This window comes from Paenibacillus apis, assembly GCF_018333295.1.
GTDB classification, from domain to species: domain Bacteria; phylum Bacillota; class Bacilli; order Paenibacillales; family Paenibacillaceae; genus Fontibacillus; species Fontibacillus antibioticophila.
The window spans coordinates 61493-78081 of record NZ_BORS01000020.1; the positions used below are offsets into that span (position 1 = coordinate 61493).

The following is a 16589-nucleotide window of genomic DNA, read 5'->3' on the forward strand; positions in this document are numbered from 1 at the left end:
AAGTCATGCGAAAAACCGCCAGACCGGCCTGATAAGGCCAGCTGACGGTCTCGACAGCAGATTACCCAAGTACGACGCGGTCATCAGCCAGCTTGTGTCCGCTGATACGCTCAAACTCGCCTAGCAAACGCTCGGTCGTCAGATCCGATTTTCGCTCCTCATTGAAATCCAGAATAATGCGCCCGCCGTCCATCATGATGAGGCGGTTTCCAAGTCGAATTGCCTGCTCCATATTGTGTGTCACCATCAATGTGGTCAGCTTCAGCTCTTCTACAATAGCTTGAGTCAAGCGCGTGACCAATTCGGCCCGTGCCGGATCCAGCGCAGCCGTATGCTCGTCAAGCAGCAAAATTTGCGGCTCGGTAAAGGTCGCCATCAACAGGCTTAGCGCCTGTCTTTCGCCGCCTGACAGCGTGCCGACCTTTGCCTTGAGACGTTCTTCCAGTCCGATCCCCAGACGGCTGAGCTGTTCCCGGAACCAGACACGGCGGGCAGAGGTCACGCCGAACGAGAGTCCGCGCCTCTTGCCTCGCGCATATGCCATCGCGAGGTTCTCCTCAATGGTCATATGAGGTGCCGTTCCGGCCATCGGGTCCTGAAATACACGGCCAATCCAGCGGCTTCTCTTATATTCGGGCAGATGACTGATTTCATTGCCTTCGATCCGGATCTCGCCGGAATCAGGACGGAGCACGCCAGAGATCATATTCATCAATGTAGATTTACCCGCACCGTTGCTTCCGATAACAGTCACAAAGTCGCCGGGCTGCAAGGTTAAATTTACATTAATCAATGCGGTTTTCTCATCGGGAGAACCAGGATTAAACAGTTTGGATACCTGACTAAGCTGCAGCATTAGAATCCACCCCCGGTCTGGCGGGCGCTGGACATATCCGCTATTTCCTGTGTCCGCTTGCGTGCCAGGGCTTTCTGCTTCCACGATCTGTTAGCCGTCGGCACCACTAGAGCAACCACCACAATTACAGCAGTGATCAGCTTCAAATCCGTCGGCTCAAGCCAGTCGACTCTCAGGGCCAAGGCTACAACCACGCGGTATACAATCGAACCGACAATGACTGCGAGTGTAGCAATAAAGACGCTGCGAGCTCCGATAATCGCCTCTCCAATGATAACCGAGGCAAGCCCGATCACAATCATCCCGATCCCCGACGAAATGTCCGAGAAGCCGGTCTGCTGAGCAATTAAGGCACCCGAGAGGGCAACAAGTCCATTGGACAGGCTTAGCCCCAAAATAAGGGTGTAATCGGTGTGCATCCCCAGACTGCGGATCATTCTTTGATTGTCGCCGGTCGCCCGAAGCGCTAAGCCGAGATCTGTGTGGAAGAACCAGTCCAATGCCAGCTTGATCAGAATAACGATGAACGGCATCAGGATTAACGGAGATATGGAACCGAATGCAGTAGGCTCGCCAAGCAAGCTGACATTCGGCTTGCCCATGATCCGCATATTAATGGAATACAGTGCAATCATCATCAAGATCCCGGAGAGCAGTCCGTTAATTTTGCCCTTAGTATGAATAATTCCGGTCAGCGCACCGGCAACCATGCCGCCGGCAAGCGCCGATAGAGTTGCAATCCAGGGCGACGTTCCGCTCGTAATCATTACCGCAGCAATCGCGCCTCCTGTGGTAAAGCTGCCGTCCACAGTCAAATCAGGGAAATCCAGAATGCGGAATGTAATATATACCCCAAGCGCCATCAAAGCATAAATCAACCCGGATTCGAGCGCCCCAAGTAATGCAGTTGTCATGATGAATCTACCTCCAGGCGAGTATGACCTTCGTCTACTCGATCAGATTGTTCTCCTTGTCGAGCACTTGTTCCTTCATCGCGTCGGTCACTTCAATGCCTTGCTCCGCAGCGGCGCTGAGGTTCAGGATGAAGTCCAACTTGTCAGGAACCGTAACCTGCAAATCGCCGACATTTTTGCCGTTTTTGAGCACTTCGACGGCCATCTGACCAACCTGGTAGCCATGATCATAATATTTGAATCCAACGGTAGCGAAGGCGCCCTTCTCTACGGTATCCCGATCCGCTGAGAAGAATGGAATGTCATGCTCATTTGCCGTCTGGATAATCGTATTTACCGCCTCGACAACCGTGTTATCCAGCGTGATATAAATTGCGTCAACACGGCCTACCAGAGATTCGGCAGCCTGCTTCACTTCAGAGGTATTGGTCACGGTTGCCTTTACCAAGGAAATCCCCCGTTCCTTCAATGCCTCTTCAGCAATCTTGCTCATCACGACCGCATTCGGTTCGCCCTCGTTCAGAACAATACCGACATTCTTTACATCTCCAAAATGATCGGCAACAAAGTTCATCAGCTTCTTGATCGCTTCAGGGTTCGTATCGGATGCCCCCGAGATATTGCCGCCCGGATGCTCCAGATCACTAACCAGCTTGGCATCAAGCGGGTCTGTAACCGCAGCGAACAGAATCGGAGAATCCTTCACCTGACCTGCAACCGCAATAGCCGGCGGGGTAGCGATTGCCAATACCAGATCGTATTTTTCCCCGGCGATTTTTTGCGCGATCGACATGTTATTTGCAGAATCCGCTTGGGCATTGTTATAATCCACCGTCAAATTTTCCTTCTCCACAAGTCCGGCATCCTTGAGTGCCGCCATAAATCCTTCACGCGTAGCATCCAGGGATGGATGCTCTACATATTGGGAGATAGCGATCTTGTAACTGTCCTTGCCTGCGGCAGAGGAGGAATTCCCACCGGAATTCGCTGTGCTGCCCGCATTGTTGTTTCCGCATCCTACAACTCCAAAGATCAGTGCTGCCGTTGTCATTGCTAAAATGGCTGATTTCTTAAAATTCATTGTCATAACCCCTCTCATCTACTCATTAAATTCATCCCACGAAAGCATAGTCTCATTGACGCTTTTATGGATAAAAGTATTAAAGTAAAATATGATTACTATATTAAATGGTGGTCAATTATCCGTCAATCTCTTTTCGGCAAATCACAGATCAATTCGGTTCGTAAGCGATTCGCCACTTTATTAAAATGTAGTATAATAGGAAAATCGTCAATAAACTGAAACTTCGCTGACTCTTTTCATGAAAGGAATATCATCTATGAGTATTACTACGGATTCCAATTCACAACAAGCCGATACGGTTTTAGAAGGCAGCTCCAGTAATCCGGCTGTCCGGAGCCGCCGATTCACCTCGGCTCTCATTCTTGGCAGCTTGTCTGCCTTCGGCCCGCTGTCGCTGGATATGTACCTTCCCGCCCTGCCGACCATGGCCGGAGAGCTGTCCACGAGCGCTTCCATGATCCAGCTCAGCCTGACAGCCTGCCTGCTTGGTCTGGCGCTCGGACAGCTTGTCGTCGGCCCGCTGAGCGATGCCCGGGGACGGCGTGTCCCGCTCATTATTGCCATGGCCGCCTATGCGATCAGCTCGGTGCTATGCGTATTCGCACCGGATGCCATCACCTTGAATGTGCTTCGCTTCATTCAAGGGCTGTCCGGAGCCGCCGGCATCGTCCTCTCCCGCGCCATTGTGCGGGATATGTATTCCGGCTCCGAGCTGACCAGATTCTTCTCGCTACTCATGCTCATTAACGGAGCCGCTCCGATTCTGGCGCCGATTCTTGGCGGGCAGCTGCTCCGCTTTGTCTCCTGGCGCGGCGTCTTCGCTGTGCTATGCGTGGTCGGCGTGATCATGCTGCTTGCCGTACTGCTCGGCCAGCAGGAGACCCTTCCGCGGGAACGCCGGCAAAACGGCGGCTGGCAGAATACCCGCTCCACCTTTGCCAGACTGCTGCGTGACCGCCTGTTCATCGGTTATTGCCTGAGCCAGGGACTCATTTCTGCAGCGATGTTCGGCTATATTTCCGGGTCTTCCTTTGTACTACAAAATATATACCAAGTCAGTGAGCAAACCTTCAGTCTGATCTTTGCCATGAACGGCGTAGGCATCATTATTGCCAGCCAGGTCACAGGCCGGCTGGCAGGACGGGTGTCCGAAACCGTGCTCCTGCGCTTTGGTCTCGGCATGGCTGCGATAGCCTCGGTACTCCTGCTTGCAGGTGTGCTGCTGGACGCAGGACTTGCTGCACTGCTGGTTCCGCTGTTCTTTGTTGTCTCTGCCGTCGGTATCGTCGGGACGTCCAGCTTCACGCTCGCGATGCAGAATCAGCAGAAGTCCGCGGGAAGCGCTTCGGCGCTGCTGGGCTTGCTGCCTTATATCCTTGGAGCCGTCGTCGCCCCATTGGTCGGGCTTGGCGGAGAGTATACAGCTGTTCCCATGGCGGTGGTCATCTTCTGCGGTGATGTCGGCGCGGTGCTTTGCTACACACTGCTGGTACACAGATTTCAGACAAAATCGTAATCTAGTGCATTCGTAATCTAATTCGGGAGGGTTTCATGTGAGCAGACTTTTAAAGTGGATTGGCATTTTTCTTTTTGCAGTCGGTTTACTTGTTGGTGTTCTGGGAGGACCTTATCTCGGCAGCTTTTGGACCGCTCTCTGCACAGTTGTATCCGGGTTTCTGAGCGGAATGATCTTTATAGCCTTGGGTGTTATTCTTGAACAGGCCGAGGAGAACAGAGATTACTTGCACTATATCGCTAACTTACTGCCGAAGCCAGAGCAGCCGGCGGAACGTCGAAAAGCGCCGGCGAAGAAAGATTCGCGCAGCGCTCTGGAGAAGCTAAAGGATTACAAATTTGAACCATCGGACTCACAGGAGTCTTGAATTGCTTTCTGAATGGATCCACTTTAATAAAGAAGAGCCGAGCGGGAGTGTATGACTTCCGGCTCGGCTCTTCTTTATTACGCCAAACCCCAAGGCAATGCATTATTCCGCTCGGCTTCCAGGACGATCAGTTCGCAAATCCGGTGGCTCTCCAAGGTATCTTGCATAGTGATGATGGGCTGTCGGCCATTTTGGACGCAATCCAGAAAATGGTCAATCATACGAACGAAGCCGCGGCGATATAACACGGGATCCCAGTCCTTGAATTTCAGAACCTGTTCCTGTCCTGCTTCATAATGAACGGTCGTATTCATACTCTCAATCACCCACTTGTTCCCCGGGCTCATGACCTCAAGAACTTCATCATCGGCCCCGGAATCGCGGTTCATCACACCGGTGCACAGGAAGTCTTGTCCTTCCAATTGAAGCTGCACATACACCAGTTTCCCATCCTCCACAAAGGTCGTAATCCGGGGAGGCTTCGTGATTTGCCCCGGCGCCAGGTAACGGATCGTATCTACGACATGGATAAAGTCATCATACACAAAGCGGCGGGCATAATCAGGAGAACGAAGACGATTTTTTTGCAAAAGCACGGAACGTACCTGCGCCGTATCCTTCACTGCCGCATGCATCGGGGCAAAGCGCCGGTTGAAGCCTACCATCAGAATAACGCCCAATTCCTCTGCGAGAGCGGTTAGCCGCTCAGCTTCCCCATAATGATAGGAAATCGGCTTATCGACATAGACATGTATACCGCTGCGAATCAGCTGCTCTGCAATCTGCGCGTGAGACTCGGTAGAGGAATGAATGAACGCGGCATTTACCCCGAGGCTAATTAACTCTTCGACAGATTCCGCGGCTTCAGAAATTCTGTATTTGGCCGAAAGACGATCCAAAGTCTTCCGATTCCGGGTGCAGAATACAAGCTCTACCCCCTCCAAGGCAGTAATGACAGGCAAATAAGCTTTCTGAGCGATATCGCCTAATCCGATGATGCCTATTTTCATAAGTTATCCCTCCAGCCTCTCGAACTCAGATTTAATTTATTCTTCATAGATCATTTTCCGTGTCATTCCGCCGTCTACGACCAGATGACTTCCGGTTACGAAGGAATTATCAGGATCCGTCAAATACAGGCAGGCTCGGGCAATGTCTCCCGGTTCTCCCACCCGTCCGGCTGGATGCTGGTGATGATCGATATCGCGCAAGGAGTTATAATCTCCGGTCTCAATCCATCCGGGACTGATACAATTGACTCGAATCCGGTCAGGGCCAAGGGATACAGCGAGCGCGTGACTGATCGAGACGATCGCGCCTTTAGATGCGGCATAGGCCTCCGAACCCGGCTCGGACATCAACGCACGGGTGGAAGCAATATTTACGATCGCACCGCCCTCCGGCTGCAGCCTCATGACCTTTGCTGCCTCACGGGATGCGATAAACACGCTCCGCACATTGGTATTCAGCACATCATCCCACTCCTCTACCGACAGCTCATACGGAGACTTGAAGCGGGATACCCCCGCATTATTAATCAGGACATCGATGCGGCCGAATTCTTCTGCGGTTGATGCCAGCAGCCGGATAAGATCCTCTTCGGCTCGGACATCGCAAGCAGCATACTTGGCCTTGCCTCCCTGCAGGGAAATGGCCTCGGCGACCGCCTGTCCTTCCGTTTCCAGCATCTCCGCGACAATTACGGTTGCACCGGCTTCAGCGTACTTCTCGGCCAAGCCCCGTCCGATTCCTCTTCCTGCTCCCGTTACGATGACGATGCGATCCTTCCACTTCATCCCGAATGCCTCCTTTAGAATCATGATCCATGCTCATGCTCTTCCCGCAGCAATATCGGCGATCAGTTTCGGGAGCCAATCGGCGACCTGCGAGAAGCGGTATTCTCCTGCCGCAGCCTTGCTTGTGTCCATCGTCCATGAGGATGGAATACCGAATGGAGAATGATGCTCCTCGTCCGCCTCGGCAACCAAGTTCGCCTTCTTGCCTGTTGCCTCTTCAATCCATTCCATCATCCGGGATAACGCTATACGTCCCTCGGAGCAAGCATTTACCGGGCCGACGAGCCCGGAGCTCCCAAGCCATTGCAGGAACTCGGCCGTCTCGGCAGATGATATGAACGACATCTCCGCACTCGGATTAGGCATGACGATCGGAAGCTCATGTTTAACATGCTCCACATGAAAATGAAGGCGCCTTGTGTAATCATCCGGACCGAGTACGATTGGAATGCGCATGGCAGCCACCGGGAAAGCAGCCTTCTGAAAAAACACGGCTTCCGCTTGCCGCTTCCCTTCGCCGTACTCCAGTTCTCCCCGTTCTGCAGCTGCCCAAGGATAGTTGTAAGGGTCCATATCCTCTTCCCGGAGCGGGGATGAGCCAAATCCATAGACAGATAAGGTAGAGGTGAGTACATAACGCCCTACCCTCCCTTCAAAGGCATCGACTGCGATCAACGCTTCGTTCGGTGAAAAGCAAATATTATCATAGACGATATCCCAGGAATCTGCTGCTGCTGCCTTGCCCAGCGAATCCGCATCCGTTCGGTTGACCGTAATTCGTCTTACATCTTTATCGAATTCCGCCCCGGTTATGCCTCTCGTTGCCACCGTAATCTCATGACGGCCTTCCGCGTGTAATAGCTCCACTAATCGTTTGCCAAAATATTTCGTACCACCAAGAATCAACACCTTGCCCATGGGTATCCCTCCTCAATTCTATTTACTTACTCCCAAACAAGCTCTTCATCATAGTCAGTCCGCATAAAGCGGTGATAAAGAAATAACCCTCCTGAGCTGTCAATTGAATATACAATGAACCGTAGGGCATCTTGAAGTAAATGCTGAGAATCGGATAAATGGCCAGCAATAAGGTCGGCAGAAATACAAAGAAGAATAAAGGCCGCTGGAAACTTCGCCGGTTCGGCAGACCGCCAAGCATACTGAGATAGGCACCCAGCGCCAATCCGTATAAAATATTACCGATCAGGCTGTAACTCACCTTCAGCACACTGTCAGAGTTCTGCTCCATCATCGAGACAAAGCGGTTTCCGTAATAGACAAGAAGCAACGCACCGATTATCCAGATTAGATAATACAAATAGCCCTTGGACTTATTCATAAGCCTTCCTCCTCCCGCCAATTCAAATCTCCCTAGATACGAGCTGCAGCTTCGGCCATAGCTCCAGCCAGCGCTTGCTCTGTATCCGCTGCTCGAACGTACCTGAAGAATTACAATTCGGATTCTCTCTAAGCCGCAGATGGAGCAAATCCTCCAGCCCGAGTGGTGCACTGATTTGCACTATCTCCTCCTTGGACCAGAAGGCAGCGATAGCGGTGGCTGTTTCAGGCCAATACCGCATCGCATCTTCTGCCGAGGCATAGGGTTCATGCCCATTCCTCAAGTGCATTCTGGCCTGATTTTTCGCTGACCAATTCCATTTCGGCACAAGCTCTCTAAGCCTGGCGTCAATCTCCTTCTCCGCTTCCTCATCAAGGCAATTGGGATCATAATAGATCACATCCACATCGAGCAGCGGCGTCCGTTCTGAATACCCGTGCAGGATATCCCAGACGAAATTCCGAATATAACCGGCGGCAATCCGTCCTTGCGGAAGCTGGAGTGAAGCGACCGCCTGCAAATCAGCTATCATTTCCCGTTGTCCGAGGATAAGAGCCTCTAGACTGCTTGCCTCCCGAAGCTCAATCAAAGCTGACATCTCATAGCTCATCCACATTCCTCCCATTCATGCAATCCAAGGACAGCTTAAATCTCATCTCCATTGTCAGCCTGCCCGCAGCGCCTCATCCTTAGGCAGCAAGACCGTCAGCAAACCAAGCAAAGGAAGATAGGAACAAATCTGCATAATAAACACGATGCCCCATTGGTCCGCAAAATTACCGAGCACGGCCGATCCAAGTCCCCCTAATCCGAAGGACAGGCCGAAGAACAGGCCGGAGACCAGCCCAACTTTTCCCGGCAGCAGTTCCTGGGCATAGACAACAATAATTGAAAACGAGGAAGACATGATCAGACCGGCCAGCACGACCAATATGCCCGACCAGAACAGGTTCGCATACGGCATGAGCAGCGCAAAAGGTGCAGCGCCAAGGATCGACAGCCAGATGATATTTTTTCTTCCATAGCGGTCGGCGATCGGTCCGCCGAAGAAGGTGCCTACCGCAGAAGCAGCAAGGAAAGCAAATACATACCATTGAGCACTACTCTTGCCGAGTCCAAAGTGATCAATTAAATAGAAGGCATAGAAGCTGGAAATGCTGATGGAGTATACATTCTTAGAAAACAGCAGCACAACAAGGACCGTAATCGCACCGCTGATTTTTCCTTTGCTGAGACCGGGTTTGGACAAATGAGTCTTACCGGACTCTTGAACAGTGGTTTTACGCGCTACAGGCCGAGCATTCAGGGAAGCATACCATCTGGCTACGAAAAACTGGATCACAATTGCAGCTACTGCCGCTAGCGCAAACCAGACTACACTCTGCTGGCCAAGCGGTATAAATATAAGAGCTGTCATCAGCGGTCCCAATGAAGCCCCAATGTTGCCGCCCACCTGGAAGATGGACTGAGCTAAGCCTCGGCGATTCCCTGCGGCAAGATAAGCTACCCGGGAAGATTCCGGGTGAAAGATCGAGGAGCCAATGCCAATGCACATCACGGCAAGCAGGATCATGCTGTAGACAGGAGCATAAGCAAGCATAACCACACCGACTAGTGTAAAGCACACTCCGAGCGGTAGTATGTAAGGTCTGGGTCGTATATCCGAGTAAATGCCCACCACCGGCTGAAAGACAGAGGCTGTCATATTCATGGCGAAGGATATCCAACCGATCTGACCGTAGCTCAGCATCAAAGAGTCTCTCAGGACCGGAAACAGGGCTGGAATCGCAGACTGCATCGTATCATTCAGCAGATGCACCAGACTGATTGCAAATAAAACCGGAAAAAAGGTCAGCCTCTGGGCGGCTGTCCCCCCTTCATTTGAAGCATTCATCATCATCTCTCCATCCACACATGTTCTCTCTATGTTTAACACATTCATTATGAAGGTGAAGTATAAAAAAATCAAAGAGCAAATGCAAGAGGGTGCCCCTCAGTTCATCTTATGATGACTTCTGGGACACCCTCCTATTGCTTAAATCAGAGATTGGCGGCAAGCATGGTATTGACCTGAACATCCTTCTGTTGAGAACGAAGCTTCTGTCTGGCCCGGTAAAGGAGAATCTTGAAATGGGAAAGACTGATCTTCATCAAATCAGCGGATTCCTGATACGAAAAGCCTTGAATGTCATACAAAAGCACAGCATGCTGCTGCTGGGGAGTCAGCTGTGCCAGAAGTGCATAAAGCTCGTCGCTCCGCTCCTGTCGCAGAGCAAGATGCTCAGGAGTCTCTTCATTCGGTATCCCATAGAAAAATTCATTTTCATAAACCTGGGATCTGCTCTCTTTACGCACTCTGTCGATGTAGGCATTATGCGCAACCCGCAGCAGCCAGGCTTTAATCTTGCCCATTTCCAGATTCTCGAGCTTCTTGCACGCCCGGCAAAAGGTCTCCTGCGTCAAATCCTCGGATTGGTGGTGGTCATGACACAAATAATATAAGTAACGGTATACGTCCAGTTTGAACTCACGATATATTAAATCCATGGATCTTCTCTTCATTGCTAGTTTCCACTCCTAATAAGATCAGTCTGAAGCCAATTGTTAATCTTATTATCCGGCAGACTGGTTGCATTCCATATAAGAAAATCTTAAGAATTCCTTAAGAAAGACCTTCGATTTCCTTAAACTTGCAGCGAGCAGACTATGATGAAAAAAATAAAGCCGCCCGATTGCTTCGGACAGCATTGCTTATTTCTCACGGTTCATGGGCAGACGCACAGTAAACACCGTCCTATATACGTCACTATCTGCCGATATGCTTCCGCCATGCAGCTCAACGATATTTTTCGCAATCGCCAGTCCGATCCCAGAACCACCGGTATGCCCAGCCCGTGATTTCTCCACCCGATAGAAGCGGTTGAACAGATGCGGAAGATCCGCCTCCGGAATGGCTTCTCCATAATTGATCACCTCTGTGACAACCTCGTCTCCGTCGATCCATCCGCGAATATCAATGAACCGGCCGGCACTGCCATACCGAATAGCATTTGTAAACAGGTTCTCATAGACTCTCCGCAGCTTGTCCGTATCCGCTAAAATATTCAGTGGATGTGCCGGCATAAAGAGACGGCATTCCATATTATTCTCCTGCAGCTGCCAGCCAAAATGAGCGGAGATCTGATGGAGCAGCTCTGCCAGATTAATCCGGCTCGGAATCAGCTTCATTTCTTTTCCTTGCAAACGGGTGTATTCGAACAAGTCCTGCACCAGCTGCTTCAAGCGCAAGGATTCCTCATAAGCCATATTGATATAATAGCGAAGCTCAACCTCATCCCGATAGCGGTCCTGATCGATCAGCCCCAGGTACCCGGTGATCGTGGTCAGAGGTGTCCGCAAGTCATGGGAGACATTCGTAATCAACTCATTCTTGGTCTGTTCAGCCTTGCGCTCCTCCTCCATGGAGGTTCGCATTCTGTCCAGCATTCGGTTAATGTCCGTTGCGAGCTGCCCAAGCTGTCCTACATTCTCGACCGGAATCTTCGCGTTGGAGCCCTGCTCAATTTTATGCACGCCCTCAATAAGCTGATCCAGATACTTATGCTCATGGCGCCGGACGCTTCTTCTATAGAAATACAACGAGAACAGCAGCATGATCGGAACGCCTGCCAGGTAATAGGCTAATGGAAAGCCAATATTCACGTTAACCCAGTAAATAAAAGAATTAAACGAAATTGTCGGCAGGAAAAAATAGAACAATCGGGCTGTTACGACCAGCAGCAGAAGCGAAATCAAGGAAGCAACGACGGTCCAAAATAGCCACGCTAAAAACCTGAGGCTAGCCTTCAATTTTATAGCCAACCCCCCATACGGTTCTAATCAGCTTCTCCCCGTCCATTTCCTTCTCCAGCTTGTCCCGGAGCCGGCTGATATGTACAGTGACCGAGTTATTGCTCTCAAAATACTTATCCTTCCAGATCAGCTCGAAAATTTCTTCTGATCCGAAGACCCTGCCCGGATGGCTTGCCAGCAAATACAAGATGCTGAATTCGATCGGGGTCAGCTTGACCGGCCGTCCATCCACGGAGGCTATGTGAGTCTCCTTGTCAATATGAAGCGAACCGAGCGTGATCAGATGATCGGAAGCCTGCTGAGGAGGCTGATTGGAATAAGAAGAGCGCCGCAAGAGTGATTTGACTCTGGCCACCAGCTCCAGCGGATTGAACGGCTTTACCATGTAATCATCCGCACCGGTCATCAGTCCGGTAATCTTGTCCATGTCCCCATCCTTGGCGCTAAGCATCAGAATCGGAGTGGTCAAGGTCTCGCGAATTTTCAGACAAACGGAGATGCCGTCGAGTCCCGGCATCATTACATCCAGAATGATCAGATCAATCGGAAGCTCTTCCACCATTTCCAGCGCCTGTAGTCCGTTGCCGGTACGGTGCACCGTAAATCCTTCATTCAGCATATAAATCTCTATTAGTTTAGCGATTTTCTCATCATCATCAACAATCAAAATTTGCTTACTCATAAGTAACTCATCCTTTTAGTTGCATGAAATGGCATGACCATCAATAATCATACCATGCCGCGTGCATGGTAAAACAAACAAAAAAGTTAAAAAAGGATTACGAACCTTTAAGATAGCTACTGGCTTACAGGTTCTCTACTTCAACGCTGATGACATGATCGATCTGTCTGATGAACTGATAAATTTCTGTGGTGAGCTCCCTTTCTGAAGCAGCAATGACCATGTCCACCCGATGCCTGCCTTCTTCCAGATCCTTGATCTTCAATCTGCGGATTCGATGCTGCGGCGCCTTAGCTGCGCGACTGCCTTCATCCTTGCGTTCGATAATCCGAATCAGCATGGACAGGTCGCCTTCCGCCTCCATCACGACCTTGATGGATACATCCCGCTGATTCAGCTTGTATGGCCCGACCCATTTTATGAGATAAGGAATGAAATTAACGGAAAGCATCAGCAGAATGACGGTCAGTCCCGCCTCCCAATAGAATCCGGCTCCAATTGCAATCCCGATCCCGGAGGCCGCCCAGATCATCGCCGCGGAGGTCAGCCCGGAAATCCCTTCATTGCTGCGGCGCAAAATGGCCCCGGCACCGAGAAAGCCAATACCGCTTACAACCTGTGCTGCAAGCCGCATCGGGTCCATATTCGGATGGTCTGGACCTGCGAAGACCTCGAACGCCTCAATAGACACGATTGTAACGAGACAGCTGGCAATACAAATGACCATGCTTGTCTTAATTCCCAGCGGCTTCTGCTTTAATTGGCGGTCAATTCCGATAAACAAGCCAAACAGCATCGCTAAGGTCAATTTGAATATCATTCCCAGCTCGATAACTTCCATGATTCGTTATTCGCTCCCTGTCTCTTCTCATGTCCATCTTTGATCCATTATATGATAAGACTGCTCACAGCGAAAGCCATGCCGATAAACACCATGCACAGCAAAATCCCTACCGCTACATTCCCCTCTTTCAAGGCGTCCGAAACTTTAATCGTTGGCGTTACCCATTCAAAAATCCAATACACGGCGATCAGGCAGACATACCCTACCGCAAACCAGAGGATCATGAACCAGATCGAAGTATTGGTATAAGCCGAGACTCCCAGAATGATTGCCGTACCAATAAATTTTCCGCCCATAGCCAGTGCGGCGGCTTTGTTCCCGCGCTTTAATTCCTCCATATCATTATAAGGCGTCATCCAGTTAAAAATGACCATCCCTAACAATTGAAGCCCGATCATAATGGCAATGCTGATGACAATATTGACTAGAATCATGGATTTGCCCACCCCCGAAATTTAGCATAAGTCAGATCGTAATCCGCGAAATCATGAACTTCCTCCAGCACTACGGCAACCTTTTGTACATTCTTCAGCTGCTCATACCGCTCATCGTCAACAGGCTGCTTCACCCGGTTGCCTGTCGGAAGCTCCAGCACCGCAAAATTCCGGGTATCCCCGTTATATTCGGTCTTGTAGACCCCTACCAGTCCAACCTCCGTCGTGACCGCAACCTTAAGCTCAGCCAGATCCTTCTCCGCAGAGGCTTGATCCGGGTAAGATTTGAGGGTGCTCCACGCCGACAGGCGGATTTCATTCTTCTGACTCTCATCGGTCGTGAGTTCTGCATCCATGAATTGAAGAATCCAGATCGTATCTCCGGTCGCATAATTACCATCGTTCGGCAACAGCTCATTATCCGGCAGCAAGGTCATATCACTCCCGACAAGATCGCCGACTGTGGCTTGTTGAATCCGGTAGTCCCATGGAACTCTGGAGGACTCCGCGGTCTGTTCGGTGCCGGCGCCTGTATGCAGCACGCTTGAGGCCCCGCAACCGCTCAAGAGCAGCATCAGGCAGACCAATACCACTGTAAGCTTGGTTTTACTATTCATGGCTGTCCACTCCTATCGCGATAAAATGACTCGTATTTCCCGTAATGAGTCCGCCTGCTCTGCCTAACAATCCGCAGGGCTCTCCATTAATGACAAACATGCCTGTCAGCAGATGGAGCTTGCCTGCACTCGTCTCCACAACCGCCAAGTCTGCTCTCTTCTGATAGACAGAGGGGAATAGCACGCTGCTGTCAAAGCCATCAGCATCCTCCGCCTCCAGCGCTCCTTCCGGATCGTACATCCGAACGGAGCCGCCTTCCCGGCCAAACATCGACTTGGACACAAAATCTCCGGAGAACAACGGTTTATTATAGGTAGGCAGCATGTATTTGGAGATGGCTTCCCGCTCCCGGGCATTATAAAGAAGCCCCAGCTCATACAGCCCCCACACCGCGGCAAGCAGCCCCTTGGACTGGAGAATGAGGCTGTGAGGTGAATTGAATAACGTCAACCGTCCCGTCTCCAAGGCGTAGGCCATCGCCTCGCCAGCATCGTCCACGGCCATCCATTCTTTAGGATACAGGGCGAATAAACGCTCAATGATGTCCCCATTCTTGTTCTTCAAGTATCCCTCATCAAACCAAAGCTCAAGACAATCCTCACAGCTCATTTCCCGTCCGCTATGCTTCACCAGTGCATTGATTGTTCCGCTATCTTCAAGATGCTCGCCATAGCCTACGCAAGCTGCCCGTTCAGGCTGCTCCTTGCTCCAGGCCTCTGCAACAAGGCGTTGCATTCCTTCATTCACTGATTTGTAGCCCGCTTGAGTCAACAGCCACGGCGTAGCGATAGATGCTTCTACGTACCCGGTAGGCGTATCGGCATTCAGCTCCAGCAGCTTGATCGCTCCGGACTGAGACACCGCAAAATCGAATCGGGCATACCGGCTGATCAGGCCTTCCTCCGGCATCGGAAGGATATCGAGCAGCTCCCACAGCAGCGGCGGAATCCCTATTAGCTCGTATAGGTCTCTTTTTCCATGCACATATCTTGCCGCCTTGTCGAGAATGCGCCAGAGAGCACGAGACGCTTCGTACAACTCCTCATAGACTGTCCTGTCCATCAGGATGATATGATCCAACCAATATTCCTCATCCTCCAGATTTGCCCAAGTAAAACCCAGTTCCTCCAGTGCCTTGACACGTGCTTGCCGATCAGGAGCAGGCTCTCCTGTGACCCTGAATGTCTGTCCGCTCATCCGCCGAAAAATCCTTTGCTCGTTCCCGAACTGCTCTTGGAGCTGGAGGAAGAACCAAGACTGCCGGAATTGCCGCCGATGCCGCCGCTTGTCGATGAAGTTGAACGGCGGATAATAGAACCCTTCGTTGACGCCGAGGTCTTCGGAGGAACGACCGAACCGGCTACAGGCTTGCTCTGAAAAGAACCGCTGGAATAAGTGCGCGGTGTGTATGGCGTCGTTGTACCTGGATAATAACCTCTATTATTTTTGTGCCAGGTAGAGCTGGAATAGTTCGTTCCACTATTAAAAAGCAAATGGTACAGCAGCAGATCGTCCCAGCCAAAGCCTCCGTATCCGCCATAGTGGTTGACAATCGTCGTTCCGCCTGAAGTTTCTTCCTGACCGCTCTGCTCCTCGGTCTGAATCGGCAGGCTCCAGTCCACATTTTGATCAAAATAGGCTTTGACCTCTTCACTAGACCATTCCACCAATGTCGGTTCAGACGTCCCGCTTCCTGATGCCATTGCAGGCTCTCCCGGAATAAGAAACGCATTAGCCAACAGGGCAATCCCAAGTGATGTGGACAGAACGCGTACCGGCTTCCCTTCAGAGGAGAACAGCCTGCTGTTCTCCTGCGTCTTTGGGGTTGCTTCTTGATTCGCCACAGCTAACTCCCTCCTCCATTGTTTATTGGTTCCTAATTGGAACGAGCAAAAGCTCTAAAATCTGTGCGTCAATGTTCAATCGGCCTTCAACAGCTTCATATTCCCGATCCTGTATCACAATATAGTTGACATGCTCCAGTGCGCCGATCATAGCCGGACTCCACAGGCGTTCATCAATTTCATTCAGCGATCCGTCTGCGCTTTTCTCGTACATTTTCACAATCATCCCTTGTTCCATATCTGACTCCATCCTTTCCAGAACTCAATTCATAATAACTGATACGGGATTAGCCGGGAAGAGTTTCATCACTACGCAAATCGAGTAGGCCTATGCGCATGCGCATAGGCCTCTCACAGATCCGGACATGCGGGTCATCGCATCCGGCTCCTCCGTGTTTATCCCATCTAGGGATGAAGTTCTTTGTAAATCGCAAGAAGACTAC

General features: G+C 51.0%; 20 protein-coding genes. 2 read left to right on the forward strand and 18 right to left on the reverse strand.

The genetic code is table 11. From position 1 onward, the window contains the following. Window positions 1–61 precede the first annotated feature (61 nt). Genes KI362_RS22125 through KI362_RS22135 form a run of 3 tightly spaced genes read right to left on the reverse strand, consistent with a single transcriptional unit; the run spans window position 62 to window position 2851 of the window. Entirely contained in the window at window positions 62–856 is a 795-nt protein-coding gene (locus KI362_RS22125; protein WP_301630561.1) for an ABC transporter ATP-binding protein, read from the reverse strand. Next, entirely contained in the window at window positions 856–1770 is a 915-nt protein-coding gene (locus tag KI362_RS22130; protein WP_301630562.1) for an ABC transporter permease, read from the reverse strand. The genes KI362_RS22125 and KI362_RS22130 overlap by 1 nt, the downstream gene beginning before the upstream one ends. A 34-nt stretch (window positions 1771–1804) precedes the next feature. Continuing rightward, a complete protein-coding gene (locus KI362_RS22135; RefSeq protein WP_301630563.1) occupies window positions 1805–2851 on the reverse strand; it encodes an ABC transporter substrate-binding protein in 1047 nt (348 codons plus the stop codon). A 259-nt stretch (window positions 2852–3110) separates the two neighbouring features. Here KI362_RS22135 and KI362_RS22140 point away from each other — a divergent pair, with 259 nt between their 5' ends. Together KI362_RS22140 and KI362_RS22145 are read left to right on the forward strand one after the other, a co-directional pair. Beyond that, window positions 3111–4370, forward strand: a complete 1260-nt coding sequence (locus KI362_RS22140) for a multidrug effflux MFS transporter (protein ID WP_301630564.1) — start codon at window positions 3111–3113, stop codon at window positions 4368–4370. 37 nt (window positions 4371–4407) lie between these two features. Continuing rightward, window positions 4408–4737: a hypothetical protein gene (locus tag KI362_RS22145; RefSeq protein ID WP_301630565.1), complete on the forward strand. Its 330-nt coding sequence runs from the start codon at window positions 4408–4410 to the stop codon at window positions 4735–4737. Between the two features lie 77 nt (window positions 4738–4814). Here KI362_RS22145 and KI362_RS22150 read toward each other — a convergent pair whose 3' ends face one another. The 15 genes from KI362_RS22150 to KI362_RS22220 all read right to left on the reverse strand — a co-directional run bounded on the left by KI362_RS22150 (window position 4815) and on the right by KI362_RS22220 (window position 16372). Next, window positions 4815–5747: a Gfo/Idh/MocA family protein gene (locus KI362_RS22150; RefSeq protein WP_301630566.1), complete on the reverse strand. Its 933-nt coding sequence runs from the start codon at window positions 5745–5747 to the stop codon at window positions 4815–4817. Window positions 5748–5783: 36 nt separating this feature from the next. Next, window positions 5784–6533, reverse strand: coding sequence for an SDR family NAD(P)-dependent oxidoreductase (locus KI362_RS22155; RefSeq protein WP_301630567.1), 750 nt, complete (start codon window positions 6531–6533; stop codon window positions 5784–5786). A 33-nt stretch (window positions 6534–6566) separates the two neighbouring features. Further along, window positions 6567–7451 carry an NAD-dependent epimerase/dehydratase family protein gene (locus KI362_RS22160; RefSeq protein WP_301630568.1) on the reverse strand — a complete coding sequence of 295 codons (885 nt, stop codon included), beginning with the start codon at window positions 7449–7451 and terminating at the stop codon, window positions 6567–6569. 22 nt (window positions 7452–7473) lie between these two features. Next, the gene (locus KI362_RS22165; RefSeq protein WP_301630569.1) at window positions 7474–7872 is read right to left on the reverse strand and encodes a hypothetical protein; all 399 of its coding nucleotides are present in this window, start codon (window positions 7870–7872) and stop codon (window positions 7474–7476) included. 22 nt (window positions 7873–7894) lie between these two features. Beyond that, window positions 7895–8482: a nucleotidyltransferase family protein gene (locus tag KI362_RS22170; RefSeq protein ID WP_301630570.1), complete on the reverse strand. Its 588-nt coding sequence runs from the start codon at window positions 8480–8482 to the stop codon at window positions 7895–7897. A gap of 54 nt (window positions 8483–8536) precedes the next feature. After that, entirely contained in the window at window positions 8537–9766 is a 1230-nt protein-coding gene (locus KI362_RS22175; protein ID WP_301630571.1) for an MFS transporter, read from the reverse strand. Window positions 9767–9912: 146 nt separating this feature from the next. Next, window positions 9913–10434, reverse strand: coding sequence for an RNA polymerase sigma factor (locus KI362_RS22180; protein ID WP_301630572.1), 522 nt, complete (start codon window positions 10432–10434; stop codon window positions 9913–9915). Between the two features lie 189 nt (window positions 10435–10623). Further along, on the reverse strand, window positions 10624–11733 hold the full coding sequence (locus tag KI362_RS22185) for a sensor histidine kinase (protein WP_301630573.1): 1110 nt from the start codon (window positions 11731–11733) through the stop codon (window positions 10624–10626). Further along, complete coding sequence (locus tag KI362_RS22190; RefSeq protein ID WP_301630574.1) at window positions 11711–12406, reverse strand: response regulator transcription factor; 696 nt, start codon at window positions 12404–12406, stop codon at window positions 11711–11713. The genes KI362_RS22185 and KI362_RS22190 overlap by 23 nt, the downstream gene beginning before the upstream one ends. Window positions 12407–12530: 124 nt before the next feature. Continuing rightward, window positions 12531–13247 carry an MgtC/SapB family protein gene (locus KI362_RS22195; RefSeq protein WP_044478479.1) on the reverse strand — a complete coding sequence of 239 codons (717 nt, stop codon included), beginning with the start codon at window positions 13245–13247 and terminating at the stop codon, window positions 12531–12533. 47 nt (window positions 13248–13294) lie between these two features. After that, window positions 13295–13684, reverse strand: coding sequence for a DUF350 domain-containing protein (locus KI362_RS22200; RefSeq protein ID WP_044478478.1), 390 nt, complete (start codon window positions 13682–13684; stop codon window positions 13295–13297). After that, complete coding sequence (locus tag KI362_RS22205) at window positions 13681–14301, reverse strand: signal peptide protein (protein WP_301630575.1); 621 nt, start codon at window positions 14299–14301, stop codon at window positions 13681–13683. The genes KI362_RS22200 and KI362_RS22205 overlap by 4 nt, the downstream gene beginning before the upstream one ends. Continuing rightward, window positions 14294–15499, reverse strand: a complete 1206-nt coding sequence (locus KI362_RS22210) for a glutathionylspermidine synthase family protein (RefSeq protein ID WP_301630576.1) — start codon at window positions 15497–15499, stop codon at window positions 14294–14296. The genes KI362_RS22205 and KI362_RS22210 overlap by 8 nt, the downstream gene beginning before the upstream one ends. After that, window positions 15496–16146 (reverse strand): hypothetical protein, encoded by a 651-nt coding sequence (locus KI362_RS22215; protein WP_301630577.1) that lies wholly within the window; start codon window positions 16144–16146, stop codon window positions 15496–15498. Before KI362_RS22215 ends, KI362_RS22210 begins: the two co-directional genes overlap by 4 nt. 22 nt (window positions 16147–16168) lie before the next feature. Continuing rightward, window positions 16169–16372: a hypothetical protein gene (locus KI362_RS22220; protein WP_301630578.1), complete on the reverse strand. Its 204-nt coding sequence runs from the start codon at window positions 16370–16372 to the stop codon at window positions 16169–16171. Between the last annotated feature and the right edge of the window lie 217 nt (window positions 16373–16589).